Annotated in this window: 13 protein-coding genes and 1 tRNA gene; 8 read left to right on the forward strand and 6 right to left on the reverse strand. The window is 58.8% G+C overall.

Annotation, left to right across the window (positions count from 1 at the left end):
- Positions 1-3 precede the first annotated feature (3 nt).
- The gene (trmFO, locus tag H4P12_RS04390) at positions 4-1,410 is read left to right on the forward strand and encodes a methylenetetrahydrofolate--tRNA-(uracil(54)-C(5))-methyltransferase (FADH(2)-oxidizing) TrmFO (protein WP_187792340.1); all 1,407 of its coding nucleotides are present in this window, start codon (positions 4-6) and stop codon (positions 1,408-1,410) included.
- Positions 1,392-2,243 (forward strand): tRNA glutamyl-Q(34) synthetase GluQRS, encoded by an 852-nt coding sequence (gene gluQRS / locus H4P12_RS04395; RefSeq protein WP_187792341.1) that lies wholly within the window; start codon positions 1,392-1,394, stop codon positions 2,241-2,243. The genes trmFO and gluQRS overlap by 19 nt, the downstream gene beginning before the upstream one ends.
- Here the strand turns inward: gluQRS and hisI are convergent.
- Positions 2,240-2,596: a phosphoribosyl-AMP cyclohydrolase gene (hisI, locus tag H4P12_RS04400; RefSeq protein ID WP_187792342.1), complete on the reverse strand. Its 357-nt coding sequence runs from the start codon at positions 2,594-2,596 to the stop codon at positions 2,240-2,242. The two genes, gluQRS and hisI, sit on opposite strands and share 4 nt — an antisense overlap.
- Before the next feature lie 62 nt (positions 2,597-2,658).
- On the opposite strand from hisI, the gene H4P12_RS04405 reads away from it, so the two are divergent.
- A complete protein-coding gene (locus tag H4P12_RS04405; RefSeq protein WP_187792343.1) occupies positions 2,659-3,102 on the forward strand; it encodes an iron-sulfur cluster assembly scaffold protein in 444 nt (147 codons plus the stop codon).
- Positions 3,103-3,396: 294 nt separating this feature from the next.
- Here the strand turns inward: H4P12_RS04405 and recG are convergent, their stop codons facing one another.
- The 4 genes from recG to sciP form a co-directional block, all read right to left on the reverse strand.
- Positions 3,397-5,514, reverse strand: a complete 2,118-nt coding sequence (recG, locus tag H4P12_RS04410; RefSeq protein ID WP_187792344.1) for an ATP-dependent DNA helicase RecG — start codon at positions 5,512-5,514, stop codon at positions 3,397-3,399.
- Positions 5,490-7,706: an NAD-dependent DNA ligase LigA gene (gene ligA / locus H4P12_RS04415; RefSeq protein ID WP_187792345.1), complete on the reverse strand. Its 2,217-nt coding sequence runs from the start codon at positions 7,704-7,706 to the stop codon at positions 5,490-5,492. The genes recG and ligA overlap by 25 nt, the downstream gene beginning before the upstream one ends.
- Positions 7,707-7,874: 168 nt before the next feature.
- Positions 7,875-8,582: a response regulator transcription factor CtrA gene (ctrA, locus tag H4P12_RS04420; protein ID WP_187792346.1), complete on the reverse strand. Its 708-nt coding sequence runs from the start codon at positions 8,580-8,582 to the stop codon at positions 7,875-7,877.
- Positions 8,583-8,684: 102 nt separating this feature from the next.
- A complete protein-coding gene (sciP, locus tag H4P12_RS04425) occupies positions 8,685-8,960 on the reverse strand; it encodes a CtrA inhibitor SciP (RefSeq protein ID WP_187792347.1) in 276 nt (91 codons plus the stop codon).
- Between the two features lie 149 nt (positions 8,961-9,109).
- Between sciP and mnmA the strand changes: the two genes are divergently transcribed.
- Entirely contained in the window at positions 9,110-10,282 is a 1,173-nt protein-coding gene (mnmA, locus tag H4P12_RS04430; protein WP_187792348.1) for a tRNA 2-thiouridine(34) synthase MnmA, read from the forward strand.
- Here the strand turns inward: mnmA and H4P12_RS04435 are convergent.
- Entirely contained in the window at positions 10,254-10,664 is a 411-nt protein-coding gene (locus H4P12_RS04435; RefSeq protein WP_187792349.1) for a SufE family protein, read from the reverse strand. The genes mnmA and H4P12_RS04435 overlap by 29 nt on opposite strands.
- A 117-nt stretch (positions 10,665-10,781) precedes the next feature.
- On the opposite strand from H4P12_RS04435, the gene H4P12_RS04440 reads away from it, so the two are divergent.
- The 4 genes from H4P12_RS04440 (at position 10,782) to H4P12_RS04455 (ending at position 12,611) form a co-directional block, all read left to right on the forward strand.
- Entirely contained in the window at positions 10,782-11,288 is a 507-nt protein-coding gene (locus H4P12_RS04440) for a hypothetical protein (protein ID WP_187792350.1), read from the forward strand.
- Between the two features lie 43 nt (positions 11,289-11,331).
- Positions 11,332-11,421 (forward strand) — tRNA-Ser (locus H4P12_RS04445).
- Positions 11,422-12,009: 588 nt separating this feature from the next.
- On the forward strand, positions 12,010-12,267 hold the full coding sequence (locus tag H4P12_RS04450) for a type II toxin-antitoxin system ParD family antitoxin (protein ID WP_187792351.1): 258 nt from the start codon (positions 12,010-12,012) through the stop codon (positions 12,265-12,267).
- Positions 12,267-12,611 (forward strand): type II toxin-antitoxin system RelE/ParE family toxin, encoded by a 345-nt coding sequence (locus H4P12_RS04455; RefSeq protein WP_187792352.1) that lies wholly within the window; start codon positions 12,267-12,269, stop codon positions 12,609-12,611. Before H4P12_RS04450 ends, H4P12_RS04455 begins: the two co-directional genes overlap by 1 nt.
- Positions 12,612-12,642 lie beyond the last annotated feature (31 nt).

A 12,642-nucleotide genomic window follows, 5' to 3' on the forward strand; every position in this document is an offset into this window, starting at 1 on the left:
GCGGTGCCATCTGGCGCCGCCCTTTCCTTTTCCAAGGGCCAGCCAGCCCGAACCGCAATTGCAGGAGGCGTCATGCAGCCCGTCAATATCATCGGGGCCGGATTGGCCGGATCAGAGGCCGCCTGGCAAATTGCACGCGCCGGCGTACCGGTGGTGCTTCACGAGATGCGCCCAAAGGTCGAAACCTTCGCCCATAAAACCGGCAATTGCGCCGAGATGGTCTGCTCGAATTCGTTCCGGTCCGATGATGACGTGATGAATGCGGTCGGGCAATTGCATTGGGAAATGCGCACTGCTGGCGGGTTGATCATGTCCATGGCTGACAAGCACCGGCTGCCCGCAGGTGGCGCGCTGGCCGTGGATCGCGAAGCCTTCGCAGAAAGTGTCACGGCTGCACTGACTGCCGATCCTCTGATTGAAATTCGCGCAACGGAAATCACGGAACTCCCGACCGACGGCAATTGGATCGTGGCGACTGGTCCACTGACGTCGGACAATCTTGCCGCGGCGATCCGCAAGGTCACGGGAACCGATGCGCTGGCTTTCTTTGACGCCATCGCCCCCATTGTTCATGCCGACACCATCAACATGGATGTCGCATGGGAGCAGAGCCGCTATGACAAGGGCGAGACCGAGGCCGAACAGCGCGCCTATATCAACTGCCCGATGACACGCGATCAGTATGAAGCCTTTATCGACGCGCTTCTGGCCGCTGACAAAACCGAATTTCACGAGGGTGAGACGGCAGGCTATTTCGACGGATGCCTGCCGATCGAGGTCATGGCCGAACGTGGCCGCGAAACCTTGCGCTTTGGCCCGATGAAACCGGTCGGCCTGACAAACGCCCATAAACCCGATGAAAAAGCCTACGCGGTTGTTCAACTTCGCCGGGATAACGCACTGGGAACGCTGTATAATATCGTCGGATTCCAAACCAAGATGAAATACGGCGCGCAGACCGAGGTTTTCCGGATGATCCCTGGGTTGGAAAACGCCAGTTTTGCACGCCTGGGCGGTATCCACCGCAATTCATTCCTGAACTCTCCCACATTGCTGGATGATCGGATGCGGCTGCGTCCGCAACCCAACCTGCGTTTCGCAGGTCAGGTAACTGGCGTCGAAGGTTATGTCGAAAGCGCCTCGATGGGGCTGTTGGCGGGGCGAATGGCCGCCGCGCAGGCCAAGGGGCAAGATCTGGCGCCACCACCCTTTACCACCGCAATGGGTGCGCTGATCGATCACATCACCGGCGGCGCAGAGGCCAAGACCTTTCAGCCAATGAACGTCAATTTCGGACTTTTCCCCCCGCTAGAGGATGTCCGCAGCGGTCGTCGCGGTCGCAAAGACCGTTATCCGGCCTATACGCAACGCGCCAAGGATGACTTCTCATCATGGCTGGCAGCACAATAAGACGAACACGCTTTGCCCCTTCTCCGACAGGGCTGCTGCATCTGGGCCATGCGTTTGCTGCGCTGACGGCGGCTGAGCAGGCCGATCAGCAAGGGTTTCTGCTACGGATCGAGGATATCGACCGCGAACGCTGCAGACCTGAATACGAGGCCGCAATTTACGAAGATTTGCAATGGTTGGGGTTAAGCTGGCCTTTGCCCGTCCTGCGGCAGTCTGATCGGATGGCGGCCTATGACACTGCGCTGACTCAGCTTGCGCCTTTGACCTATCCCTGCCGATGCCGTCGCGGAGATATTCGGGCCGCCCTGTCCGCCCCGCAGGAAGGGATTTTGCCGTCCGGGCCTGATGGGTTGATCTATCCCGGCACATGCCGGGATCGCGCGATGGATGATATCGGGGCGGATGATGTGATCCGACTGGATGCGGCGCGTGCCTTTGACGCGCTTGGCATCGACCAGCTTCAGTTTCGCGACGAGATTGTCATGCCCGGCCAGACGCAGGTTCTGAGCCGCGCGCAATTTCTGGACAGCATCGGCGACGTGATCCTGTCACGTCGCGGGATGGGCACATCCTATCATCTTGCCGTTGTCATTGATGACGCGGCGCAAGACATTTCAGTTGTTACCCGCGGGCAAGATTTATTTGATTCCACATGGATACACGTTCTTCTTCAAAAACTTCTACGCCTGCCGACGCCACTTTACCATCATCACCATCTGATCCGCGACACCGCCGGAAAGCGTTTGGCCAAACGTGACGATTCCCGCGCCATCCGCTATTATCGGGAAGCCGGCGCGACACCCGCAGACATTCGGCGCATGGTTGGTCTTTAGGTCATCGGCTCCATGATCACGACCTCTTCGCCGTTTCGAACCGCAGTATAGAAGCAACTGCGCCGGTTTGTGTGGCAGGCTGGGCCGGCCTGACGCACCAGAGCCAACAGGGCGTCACTGTCACAATCAATCCGCAATTCGACCAGCTCCTGCGCATGCCCCGACGTTTCGCCCTTGATCCAGAACGACTGCCGCGACCGCGACCAATAGGTGACGTGTCCGGTGGCCAATGTGCGCGCGACAGCCTCGGCATTCATCCAGGCCATCATCAGAACCTCGTTGGTCGCGGCATCCTGCGCGATTACAGGAATCAACCCGTTGGCGTCATAAGTCAGTTTGGCCGGATCAAACATCGGCTTTCCTTTCACGTTTCGGCTTCCTATCTAGGGGTTAGCCTTGATGGGGAAAAGGACCGATGTCCGACAGCGATCTGATGCAGCTTTATTCGCGCCGTATTCTGGCGCTGACGACCGCGATCCCGCATCTGGGCAGGCTAGAGGTATTTGACGGCACGTCTATGCGCCGCTCTCCGCAATGCGGATCGTCGGTCACGGTTTTTCTGACCCTGAAAGACGGTAGAATAGCCGATTTCGCGCAAGAGGTTCGCGCCTGCGCACTTGGTCAGGCATCAGCCGCCGTGCTTGGTGGCGCTGTCATTGGCCGCAGCCGTGAGGAAATCGCCCAAGCACGCGACGCATTGTCCGCGATGCTTAAACAGGCCGGGGATCCGCCTGCCCCGCCTTTTGCAGAGTTGGAGACATTGGTTCCGGCGCGTGAATATCCCAACCGGCACACTTCGATCATGCTGGCATGGGATGCGACGCTGGAAGCATGGGATAAAGCTGTCGAAACCACATGAAAAAACCGGCCCGCGAAGGGGCCGGTCAAGTTGCGCGTGCGGGGACCAGATTGGCGCACAGGCGGTGACGCCATCAAAGCAACGCGGGGCAGAGAAAGCGAATAACGGTCAGGCTTGCAGGATTGCTGGCAACCAAAGCACCACCGTAGTCGTGACGGCCAAAGCAGAAACACTCAGCAGATCAGAGATGAATTCACGAGACATCATGGCAACTCCTGTAAGTTGCTATTTTGTTCTCATATTCTTAACCACAAGTAAAGAACTTTTTAGGAACATTCGTGAAGACAGAAACGATCAGCCGACAGAAATCAGCTTAATCGCCTGATCTTGCTGCATTAACCACATCAGATGTCGCACGGCTCTTCCACGCGGGCCATCAAGCTGCGGCTCTCGTTCCAAAAGAACACGGGCGTCTTGCCGGGCCGTTGCCATAAGGCCGGCCTGATGTTCCAGATCGGCGATGCGGAATCGGGGTAAGCCCGACTGCGCGGTGCCAATCACATCACCCGCGCCCCGCATCTCCATATCCACCTCGGCGATCCGGAAGCCATCTTCGGTATCGCGCAGCGTCGTCAGCCTTTGCGCCCCCGACTGGCCCAACGGCGCGTGATACATCAACACACAGGTCGACGCGCCCTGCCCCCTGCCCACGCGACCGCGCAACTGGTGTAACTGCGCCAGTCCAAAGCTTTCTGCGCGTTCGATAACCATGATCGTCGCTTCCGGAACGTCCACGCCGACCTCGATTACCGTTGTCGCCACCAGAATCTGGGCGCGCCCCTGAGAAAAATCAGACATCGCCGCATCACGCGCTTCGGCAGGCATCTGACCGTGAACCAACCTGACCTTATCCCCGAACTGCGCACGCAACGCCTGAAAGCGAGCCTCGGCCGCAGTCAGGTCGCTGACCTCGCTTTCTTCGACCAAGGGGCAGACCCAATAGGCCCGCGCGCCCTGATCAATGACCTTGTGCAACCGTGCCGTGATTTCGTCCAACCGCTGATCGCTGATCATCACGGTCGTGATGGGCTGCCGCCCCGGCGGTTTCTCATCAAGAACCGACAGGTCCAGATCGCCATATTGCGTCAACGCAAGCGACCGCGGAATCGGTGTCGCCGTCATGATCAGCATGTCCGGGGGGATGTCGCCCTTGGCCGACAATTCCAACCGCTGCGCTACGCCGAAACGGTGCTGCTCGTCGATGATCGCCAGCCGCAGGTCGTGAAACTGCACGTCTTTCTGAAAGACAGCATGAGTGCCGACCAGAATATCGATCCGACCTGTCGCAAGATTATCCAGCAGCTGCTGCCGCGTTTCCCCCTTGTCGCGCCCGGTCAGCGCGGCCAGGCGGACGCCAGCCGCCCGGGCCAAAGGTTCCAACGCCCGCGCATGCTGTCGGGCAAGAATTTCGGTCGGCGCCATCAGAACGGCTTGCCCACCAGCCTCGACCGCGATCAGTGCCGACAGCATGGCCACCAGCGTTTTGCCTGCGCCCACATCACCTTGCAATAGACGGTTCATGCGGCGGTCGCTTGCCATATCCTCGGCAATTTCTGCGACGGCGCGCTGTTGCGCACCCGTCTGCGGCCACGGCAGGCTGGCGACAACTGCCTGACGCAACTTGCCATCGCCCCGACTGGCGCGGCCCCGTTTTTGACGACGCTCTCGACGGACCAGGGCCAGCGTCATCTGATGGGCCAGAAATTCGTCATAGGCCAGCCGCGCCCGCGCCTGACTGTCAGGTGACAGATCCCTGACGGCCTGCGGCTCATGGGCAATTCGCAGCGCATCATTGAACGTGGGCCAGCCGCGTTGGGCCAATACCTGCGGGTCGATCCATTCACCCAAAGATGGCACTCGCGCCAGTGCCGCATCCACGGCTTTTGTCATCATTTTTTGCGTCAGACCAGCAGTCAGCGGATAAACAGGCTCGAACGCTGATGGCGGCAGCTCATCCTCGCGCAGGATGTGGTCGGGATGCACCATCTGCGCCACGCCATCGAACAGTTCCAATTTACCACTGACGATGCGCTTCGCACCTGTGGGTAACTGCTTTTCGATCCAGTCCTTGCGCGGGTGAAAGAAAACCAGCGTCAGATCGCTTGTCCCGTCGCTGCAATGCACGCGCCACGGTCGCCCACGCGAGGTTGGCGGATGATGCCGTCCGACCGTCACGGCCACCGTCACCGTTTCGGGTGGCAAGGCATCGGTAAGGCGTTCGATACGGCGGCGGGTCACGCCACTGTTCGGCAGCGTCATCGCCAGATCCCGGGGCGTCTCGATCCCCATCTGCGCCAAAGCCACGCTCCCTTTAGGGCCAATCCCGCGCAGCGTATCAATGGCAGCAAACAGGGGAAACAGCGCCGGAGGACGCCCGTTGGGCTGGTTCATTGCGCGGCGATCCGCAGCCATTCATCCTCATCAATGACGGTGATCCCCAGATCTTCGGCCTTCTTCGCCTTTGATCCGGCACCGGGTCCGGCGATCACCAGATCGGTCTTGGCACTGACCGAACCTGCGACTTTTGCGCCCATCGCTTCGGCCCGCGCCTTGGCTTCGGCCCGCGACATCTTTTCCAGCGTCCCGGTAAAAACCAGTGTCTTGCCGCTGATTTCGCTGTCCGCCTGCTGCGGTCCGTCATCGGTCTGGATATGGGACAATTCATCGACCAGCCGGTTGATACCCTGACGTTCCGCAGATTGAGAAAATGTCGTGATCAGCGATCGGACCAAAACCGCGCCAATGCCGTCAATACCAGTCAGATCCGCCCAATTCGGACTTTCGGGCAAAGCCGCGCGACGGGATTTTTCATCCGCGGCTGCAAAGGCAGGCTCCTGCGCGGCCGCATCGATTGCCGAGACCAGCGCATCCCAGCTGCCAAAATGACGGGCAAGCGTCGCGGCGGCGACCTCACCCACATGTCGGATGCCAAGCGCAAAAATCAGCTTTTTCAGCGGAATGTCACGTTTCTCATTGATTGCCGCGAATAGTTTCTCGGTCGAGCGTTCGCCGAACCCGTCCCGGTTCTTCAATTTGGCCAGATTGGCATCGTCCCGCATCTGCAAGGTAAAGATATCGGCGGGTTCACGGATCGGCAGGGCATCGTCGGCAAAGAACATTTCGATCTGCTTTGCGCCCAATCCTTCAATGTCGAACGCGGCACGGCTGACAAAATGCTTCAGCTTTTCAACAGCCTGCGCCGGGCAGATCAAACCGCCGGTGCAGCGCCGCACGGAATCCCCGGGCTCGCGGATCGCATCCGAGCCGCATTCAGGGCAAGTCGTTGGAAAGGCATAAGGCGCACTGTCATCCGGGCGGCGCGTCAGATCCACATCGGCAATTTTTGGAATAACGTCTCCGGCCCGGTAAATCTTGACCCAATCCCCCTCGCGAATATCGCGCCCTTCACGGATCTGGGCACCCGTATTGTCGATTCCGGCGATGTAATCTTCGTTGTGAAGCGTCGCATTCGAAACCACGACCCCGCCGACCGTCACCGGCTCCAACCGCGCGACGGGGGATAATGCGCCCGTGCGCCCAACCTGAATTTCAATGCGGTCCAATCGTGTCCATGCAGTTTCCGCCGGAAATTTATGCGCCAATGCCCAACGCGGCGTAGTGGATCGAAAGCCCAACCGCGATTGGTAGGCCAAGTCATTGACCTTGTAGACGACGCCATCAATATCATACCCCAAGGTTGCCCGCTGTTGTTCAATGCTTTTCCACACATCGATCATCTGCCGCGCATCATCGCAAAGCCGGGTCAGTGGATTGATCTGGAACCCCAATTCGTTCAATCGCTCCACCGCTTGCATTTGGGTTGCGGCCAGCGGTTCAGACACCTCTCCCCAGCTATAGGCGAAATAGCGCAGCGGGCGCGATGCCGTGATCTTCGCGTCCAACTGCCGAAGAGAGCCTGCGGCGGCATTGCGCGGATTGGCAAAGACACGCCCACCATCCACGCTGTTCAACGCGTCAAAATCCTGATGGCTCATATAAATTTCGCCCCGAACTTCCAGAATATCGGGGAAATCGCCCTTCAGCGTCTGCGGGATATCGGGAATGGTGCGGGCGTTGGCTGTGACATTCTCGCCGACGCTGCCGTCGCCACGTGTAGCGGCCTGAACCAGCTTCCCCTTCTCATAGCGCAAGGACAGGGACAGTCCGTCTATCTTTGGCTCTGCGGTGAACTGCAGCGGTGTATTCGGCCCCAGTCCCAGAAAGCTGCGAATGCGCGCAACGAAATCGGTCACGTCTTCTTCTGTAAACGCATTCGCCAGCGACATCATGCGTTGTGCATGCACGATCTTGCCAAAGCCCTCGGCTATTGCGCCGCCCACCCTTTGCGTCGGGCTGTCGGGGTTGGCCAATTGAGGAAAGCTTTGCTCCAACGCCTGAAGGCGCAATTTCATCGCATCGTAATCGGCGTCAGAGATTACAGGTGCATCATGGGTATGGTAGTCTTCGTTGGCCTGAACAAGGCGCGTCGACAAATCCATGATTTCATCGGCGGCTTGCTCTGCGGTCAGGGTCGGCACCTCGGCACGGCCGTCCAGCGATTGCGTGCTGTCCAAATTCGTTTCGTCTTCGTGATTGCGCGCCATCAACGTCTTCCTGCCTGACCTCCGGGCATCGCGCCCCATGTGCAATCTATACGATGGGCGAAACCTGTTTTGACAGAGGGCAGCGGCAATAAACCGGTGGCGAAAAGACCTCGAAAACAAACGAACCGGAGGCGCAGACCCCCGGTTCGCCTGGCAAAGGCAGGTCGGTTAGGCCCCGATAGCCAACCTGCCCACAGTCTGGCTTGGCTCGCGCAGCACATAGCCGCGCCCCCAAACCGTTTCGATGTGGCTGTCGCCGCCCAATGCTTCCGACAGCTTTTTTCGCAATTTGCAAATGAACACGTCGATAATCTTCAGTTCCGGTTCATCCATACCACCATAGAGGTGATTTAAGAACATTTCTTTTGTAAGGGTGGTGCCTTTCCGCAGGCTCAGCAATTCCAGTATCTGGTATTCCTTGCCCGTCAGGTTCACCGGATTACCCCGAACGGCCACAGAACGCGCATCAAGGTTAACGACGATGTCACCAGTTTGGATAATGGCGTGGCTGTGCCCTTTCGAGCGGCGGATAATCGCCTGAATACGCGCCTGCAGTTCTTCGCGATTGAAGGGCTTGGTCATGTAATCGTCGGCACCAAAGCCAAAACCCTTTAGCTTGCTTTCGGTATCGTCCGAGCCGGTCAGGATCAGGATGGGCGTATTGATCCGCTCCATCCGCAGGTGGCGCAGCACCTCCATCCCGTGCATATCTGGCAAATCCAGATCCAGCAGTATCAGATCGTAGTCATAAAGTTTTGCCAGATCGATCCCTTCCTCACCCATATCCGTGCGGAAGACGTTGAAATTGGCAGCTGAGAGCATGAGTTCGATCGCACGCGCCGTGCTGGGATCATCCTCGACCAGAAGAATTCGCATGATTGTATTCCGTCCCCGATTCGCCTTCGTCCTAATGCCTGAACTTCAAATGATAAGGTTAATATCTCCTTACTTATGGCGAATATGTTTTAATAATTCAACCTATGGTTGTCTAAATCTTTGCAAGCTGGTGACCTTCAGTGCCGGGCGTCCATATTTCGCAATCGCCCGCAACCAACTGTCGAACTCTTCCTCGGTCAGGTCATACATGCGCAGGGCATCGTCGCGTGAGAGAATTCCGTAAGCAACCGCATTCACAACGATTTCCTTTCGGCGCGCGACCCATCTGGTCCCGCGTGACGGCAGGTCGGCAATGGTCAAGATGCTGCCATCGGCCAGGGTCGCCGTCCGCGGCGCAGAAGTTTTCTTTACGTACATGGCACCTGTCCTTGCTACCTCATCGCAACAGATACCGCCCGAGATTTAATCCCCGGTTAGTCCAAATTACATTTTCCACCCTCGGCGGGTTGAGAATACTTAGCATTTGCTTATATTTCGACGGATTCAGCGCTTGTTGAGATCCCATCATGACCTATCACGCCCCTGCCCGCGCCGATGCGCGTGGTGTCGAATTGAATTCCTTGGGTTTCGCGAAACCGCCGGCGCAGACACGCGTGGTGGTCGCGATGTCTGGTGGCGTTGACAGTTCCGTTGTCGCAGCAAAGCTGAAAAGTGAAGGCTATGACGTCATTGGCGTCACCCTTCAACTTTATGACCACGGAGCGGCCCTGGCCAAAAAAGGTGCGTGCTGCGCTGGCCAGGATATCCATGACGCCCGCCGTGTGGCCGAACGGATGGGCTTTCCGCATTACGTTCTGGATTACGAAAACAAGTTCCGCGAATCCGTGATCGATGAATTCGCCGATGCCTATCTTGCTGGCGCGACGCCGGTGCCCTGTATCCGCTGCAATGAACGCGTCAAGTTCCGTGACCTGTTGGAAACGGCGCGTGATCTGGATGCCGATTGCATGGCAACTGGCCATTACATTCAGCGCAAGGCTGGTGATAGCCGGGCCGAGCTGCATATGGCGGCCGACGCAAATCGCGATCAAAGCTATTTCCTGTTCTCGACCACGCAGGAGCAGCTGAATTTCCTGCGCTTCCCGCTGGGCCATCTGGAAAGCAAGGCAGAAACCCGTGCCTTGGCGGCAGAATATGGTTTGTCAGTGGCCGACAAGCCCGACAGTCAGGACATCTGCTTCGTTCCGAACGGCGATTACGCCTCGGTCATCGAAAAGCTGCGACCGGGTGCGGCTGATCCGGGCGAGATCGTCGATATGAACGGGAATGTTCTGGGCCAGCATCGGGGCGTGATCCATTATACCATCGGCCAGCGCCGCGGCCTTGGGATCGGCGGTTTGGGCGATCCGCTTTATGTGGTGCGGCTGGACCCCGAAACGCGTCAGGTCATCGTCGGCCCGAAAGCCGCGCTGGCGACCAGTGTTGTTGCCATTACCGAAGTGAACTGGCTGGGCGACATCCCGTTCGAAGGTGAAATTCCCTGCATGGTACGCATCAGGTCAACCCGACCACCGCGCCCGGCGATACTGCGCCCGACCGGCGCGAACCGGGCAGAGGTGGAATTGCTTGACCCCGAAGACGGCGTCAGCCCCGGACAGGCTTGCGTGTTCTATGAAACGGACGGCACCCGCGTTCTGGGCGGCGGCTGGATCAGCTTGCGTCGGCGGCCAGCAGCCTGATCCGCTCGACCATCGCGCGCAAGCCGTTTGATCGTTGCGAAGACAGATGTTCATCAAGCCCGAGGCGCGCCAGTTCCACGGGCGCGTCGATTCCATTGATCTGCTGAACCGGAACGCCTGAATACAGCGCGTGCAGAATGGCAATCAGGCCGCGCACAATCATGGCATCGCTATCACCCTGAAAATCAAAGCTGCCGTTCTGGATGACAGGCATGATCCAGACCTGGCTGGCACAGCCGTCAACCTTCGTTGCCGGCACTTTCAGCGCATCATCCATTGGCGGCATCGCCCTGCCCAACTCGATCACATGACGATAGCGATCTTCCCAGTCATCAAGAAAATCAAACGTATCGGCGATATCTTCAAAGGCTTTGGTGGCCATGATCTTTCCCTTTGTCTTGGTCTTTGAGTTAGTGTGTAGCACAGCAAAGGTCAAAGAGCCTTTATCCGGCCCCGGATTTCGCCTAACACTCTGGTCAAAAGCCTACGGGATGGTGACATGAACAAACTGACCGCACCCTTGCTGATCGCTGCCTTGACACTGGCTGGCTGTGGAGGCCGTTTCAGTGACAGCGGCTGGAACCCGCTTGCGTGGGGTTCGGGCGGAAGCCGCGGCCCAAGCACGCTTGAGCCAGAGGGCGGTTACGAGGCTTCCGGCGACCTGCGTCCCGCCATCGCCCAAATCACGTCGGCCCGATGGGAGCCGCTGAACGAAGGCCGTCTGCTTGTCGTAACCGGCCTTGCACCGACCAAGGGCTATTCCTCGGTCGCGCTGATTACCACCCGCGCACAACCTTCGGGCCGGATCAGCCCGGATGCCGATGGCGTGTTGCGCCTGCGTTTGGTCGGTGTCCCGCCCTTGCCTGAAAGTCCGCAAGCCCGTATGGCGGCCAACCCGGTGACCGATACGATCACGGCATCGATGTCGCTGTCGCACATTCAGCTTGCGCCCATTTCAGCGGTCGAAATCACCGGCGCCAGCAACGTCGTCACAATTCGTCGCTAAGGGAGTTGCGCGACGCCGCGCAAGCGGTTAAGTCGCCCACGTCGGAGGCGTGGCAGAGTGGTTTAATGCACCGGTCTTGAAAACCGACGTGGGTGGAAGCCCACCGTGAGTTCGAATCTCACCGCCTCCGCCACTACCCCTTTTCATCCTTATGGTCTTGTTGCGTTTTTCTGGTCTTCGGGCCGGCGAGGCAGCATTTGGGGTAGCATTTCGCCGGGCGGGACGGGGTTTCAGGCGCCGCGTGTGGACTATAGTTTGTAAGGCGCGGGGCGTTCAGGGGCTTGCCGATCGGCGGGCGAACAAGCCTCCTTGCCTGACAGGGATCGCACCTTGTGGGTCGCACTTGCGCGAGGATCAGGGGGTCACCACTCGGCATGTGTCAGGGGAGCGTATCCTCGTTACCGACTGCCTGTGGGACGTCGACTGTTACAGGGCGGGTGAGATTGACGCGCCCAGAACGATCTCGAGATCGCTCCGGACGCCGCCATTGATCGTACAGGAGTAAAGAAGCCCGCTGCATGAGGAACGATCTGGACGATATGGGCGCCGGCGCGACCGGTGCCCGGAACGCCAGGATGCACGGGGCCGATCAGGTCTCCCGGATCGCCGCCAGCATGGTGGGCGACGATAGCGAAACTGGCGAACAACGAGGCATGAGGTGTGCCTATCGACACCCTGTCTGTCTTGGCATATATTGCCAATTGCATGAATGGAGATGGACATGGCCACGCGAAACGTCGTTCTGACCGATACCCAATCCGATCTGGTTGACCGGCTGGTCGCAACCGGTCGCTATCAGAATGCCTCCGAAGCGTTGCGGGCCGGACTGCGGCTGCTGGAGCGCGATGAAGCCGAATTTGACGACCTTCGCGCCCGGCTGGTGGAAGGGCTGGAGCAGGCACGACGAGGCGATCTGGCGCAGGGCAGCGGCGAGGACGCCATCCGTCGCGCCTTTGCCGTCGCACGTGAAAGGTCCTGATGCCGAAACCCTGGCGTCTGACGCGGGCTGCGGAAGCTTCACTTATCGACATTGCCCGATGGACAGTCGAAACCTTCGGGTCGCGGCAGGCCGCCGCCTATGAGGATGATCTGATCACCACCTGCCGCGACATTGCCACAGGTGAAGCCATGACGCAGGATTGCCGACGGCTGATCGATCCGGATCTGCAGGCAGACCTGCGTTTCGCCCGTGCTGGCCAGCATTTCGTCATCTTCATCGAGGATGCCGATCGGGTGATCATTATCGATTTTCTGCATACCCGATCCGATCTGCCACGCAGGCTGGCTAATCTGACGGGCGCGAAACGCGATAGAAATCAGTAACATGAGACACTCCTGCAAGATGTAATCACCA

The organism is Paracoccus amoyensis, from assembly GCF_014490725.1.
Taxonomy (GTDB): domain Bacteria; phylum Pseudomonadota; class Alphaproteobacteria; order Rhodobacterales; family Rhodobacteraceae; genus Paracoccus; species Paracoccus amoyensis.